Source organism: Streptomyces sp. AHA2, from assembly GCF_036857595.1.
Classification (GTDB): domain Bacteria; phylum Actinomycetota; class Actinomycetes; order Streptomycetales; family Streptomycetaceae; genus Streptomyces.
This window is the reverse complement of the sequence record NZ_JAUQWJ010000048.1, coordinates 1-3,611: the sequence shown is the minus strand read 5'-3', so window position 1 is coordinate 3,611 and position 3,611 is coordinate 1. Positions and strand designations below refer to the sequence as shown.

Here is a 3,611-nt window from a genome sequence, read left to right as displayed (position 1 = left end):
CGTTGGCTGCACTTCCTCGACATCGCCACCACCCACCCCGACCAGCCCCTCAACCACATCGACATCCTCACCCCCGACGAACACCGGCAGCTGCTCGGCACTTGGCTGGAGACCGAAACCGAGAGCGGCGAGAAGCTGCTGCCGGCCCGCTTCGCCGAGCAGGCCGCCGCCACCCCTGACGCCGTGGCCCTGATCGCCGGGGACGCCTCTTTGACCTACGCGGAACTGGACCGCCGCGCCAACCGCCTCGCGCACGTCCTGCTGCGCCGGGGTGCGGGCCCGGACCGGGTGGTCGCGCTGGCTCTGCCGCGTTCGGCCGACCTGGTGGTCGCCCTGTTGGCCGTGCTCAAGAGCGGCGCCGCGTACCTGCCCCTGGACCCGGACCACCCGGCCGGCCGCCTCGCCCACGTGATCGGAGACGCACGGCCCGCCCTGCTGCTCACCACGCTGTCGACGGACTCGCGGACGCCGACCGGTGGTTCGGCGGAACGACTGGTGCTGGACTCCCCGGACGTGCACGCCCTGCTCACCGCCTGCCCCGACACCGACCCGGCCGAGACCGGCCATACGGGGCCGCCGGCCCCCGAGGCCGCCGCGTACGTGATCTACACGTCCGGATCGACCGGCCGCCCCAAGGGCGTGGTCGTCCCGCACGCGCCGCTACTGAACTTCCTGGAAGCCATGCGGCACAAGGTCCCGCTCGGGAGAGGGGAACGGCTGCTCGCGGTCACCACGGTGGCGTTCGACATCGCCGCGCTGGAGCTGTACCACCCGCTCCTGTCGGGGGCCACGGTCGTCCTCGCCCCCAAGGAGGCCGTACCTCAACCGTCCGCCGTGCTCGACCTGATCGCCCGGCACGGCGTCACGGTCCTACAGGGCACCCCCTCACTGTGGCAGCTCCTGGTGGCGCACGAGCCGGAGGCGCTGCGGGGCCTGCGCATCCTCGTCGGCGGTGAGGCGCTGCCCACCCCGCTCGCCGAGTCGATGCGCACGCTCACCGACGACCTGACCAACCTGTACGGCCCCACCGAGACCACCATCTGGTCGACCGCCGCGGACCTGGCCGGCGGCGCGGGCGCCCCGCCGATCGGCCGGCCCATCGCCAACACGCGTACCTACGTCCTGGGTCCGGGGCTGGAGTTGGTGGCGCCCGGTGTGGTGGGGGAGCTGTACATCGCGGGATCCGGTGTGGCCCGCGGCTATCTGGGCAAGCCCGGCCTGACGGCCGAGCGGTTCGTGGCGGACCCGTACGCGACTGAGCCGGGCACCCGGATGTACCGCACCGGTGACCTGGTGCGGTGGAACCAGGACGGCGAACTGGAGTTCGTCGGCCGCGCCGACCACCAGGTCAAGATCCGCGGCTTCCGCATCGAACTCGGCGAGATCGAGGAGGTTCTCACCGACCGCGCGGAGATCGCGCAGGCAGCCGTCGTCGTCCGCGAGGACCAGCCCGGTGACACCCGACTCGTCGCCTACGTCGTAGCCGACACCTCGGCGCGTGACCACGACGAGGCTGTGGAACAAGACCAGCTCAGCGAGTGGCAGAACCTGTACGACGCCGTGTACAACGCTGCGGAGCAGACGGCCTTCGGCGAGAACTTCGCGAGTTGGAACAGCAGTTACGACGGACGGCCGATCCCGCTGCCCGAGATGCGGGAATGGCGTGACACGACCGTCGACCGCATCCGGTCCCTACGGCCGCGCCGTGTCCTGGAGATCGGTGTCGGCACCGGTCTGCTCCTGGCCCGGCTGGCGCCCGAGTGCGAGGAGTACTGGGGCACCGACTTCTCCCGCACCGTCATCGACGAGCTCCGGCGGCACGTCGACGCCGATCCCGTCCTGGCCACGCGGGTCCACCTGCGCACCCAGCCCGCCCACGACTTCGGTGACCTTCCGCAGGGCCACTTCGACACGATCGTGCTCAACTCCGTGGCCCAGTACTTCCCGAACGCCGGCTACCTGGAACAGGTCGTCCACCACGCGCTCCGCGCCCTCACCCCAGGTGGCGCCCTGTTCCTGGGCGACCTGCGCAATCCGCGGCTGCTGCGGACCTTCGCCTGCGGTGTGCAGACGGCACGTGCCGAGGACCCGGGCGACACCGCCGCGATCCGCCGTGCCGTCGAGCAGAGCCTGGTCCTGGAGAAGGAACTCCTCGTCGACCCCGAGTACTTCAGCGCCCTCGCCCACCACGTCCCCGACCTGGCGGGCACCGACATCCAGCTCAAGCGCGGCACCGCCCACAACGAACTCACCCGCTACCGCTACGACGCCATCCTCTACAAGACCGGCATCACCCCCCACCCCCTCGACGACACCCCCACCCGACCCTGGCTCGCTCACGCCGACGCCCAAGCCAACCTCACCGGTCTCGGGCAGCAGTTGGCCGCCGAACGGCCCGCGGAACTCCGCCTCACCCGCGTCCCGAACCCCCGCCTCGTCCACGAACTCGCCGTGCGCCAGGCCCTCGAAGACGGCACACCCCTGCCCGACCGCCCCACCACATCATCGATCGGCCTCGAGACGTTCCACGCCCTGGGCGACGAGCACGGCTACTGGACCGGCATCACCTGGAACACCCAGGACACCGACGCCGTGGACGTCGTCTTCGTCGACCGGAGCCGGCTGTCCGGCCACGCCCCCGTCGGCACTTACGCCGCGCTCCCCACCAGCGCCTCCACCGCACCGCTGTCCACGTGGGCGACCAACCCCGCCGCCCGCCGCGGCACCGGTGCCCTGGTCACCAAGCTCCGTGAGCACACCCGCGACCATCTGCCCGACTACATGGTCCCCTCGGCCATCGTCCCCCTCGACCGGCTCCCCTTGACGGCCAACGGCAAGCTGGACCGGGCGGCCCTGCCCGCGCCGGAGTTCGCGTCGGCCGGATCGGGACGCGGGGCGCGCACGCCGCAGGAGCAGATCGTGTGCGATCTGTTCGCGCAGGTGCTGGGTCTGCCGCGGGTCGGCGTGGAGGACGACTTCTTCGACCTGGGCGGCCACTCGCTGCTGGCCACTCGGCTGATCGCCCAGATCCGTGCCGCGTTCGGCGTGGAGCTGGAGCTGCGCGCGCTGTTCGAGGGGCCGACGCCGGCCGCGGTGGCGGCACTCCTCGACACCGCCGCTCCCGGACGCCTGGCCCTCACCGTCCGCCGGCGGCCCGAGGTCATGCCGCTGTCCTTCGCCCAGCGCAGGCTGTGGTTCATCCACAAGATGGAGGGGCCGAGCGCCACCTACAACATCCCGCTGGCCCTGCGGCTGAGTGGTGAGCTGGACCGCGACGCGCTGCGGGCCGCTCTCGGTGACGTGGTGGCCCGGCACGAGAGTCTGCGGACGGTGTTCCCCGAGGCCGAGGGCGTCCCCTGCCAGCAGGTGCTGTCACCCGAGGCGGCCGTCCCGCACCTCGCCGTCCACCCCACGACCGAGGCCGAGCTGCCGGAGGCTCTGGAGTCCGCGGCCCGCTACCCCTTCGACCTGGCGACCGAAACCCCGCTGCGCGCCGACCTCTTGGAGCTCTCGCCGCAGGAATACGTACTGCTGCTGGTCGTGCATCACATCGCGGGGGACGGGTGGTCGCTGGGCCCGCTCGCCGCCGACCTGACCCGTGCCTATGCGGC

1 protein-coding gene is annotated in these 3,611 nt (G+C 71.9%); it reads left to right on the top strand.

Annotation, left to right across the window (positions count from 1 at the left end; all coding sequences use genetic code 11):
• The coding region (locus Q5694_RS34710; RefSeq protein ID WP_333937508.1) for a non-ribosomal peptide synthetase at positions 1 to 3,611 on the top strand (3,611 nt) is incomplete at both ends.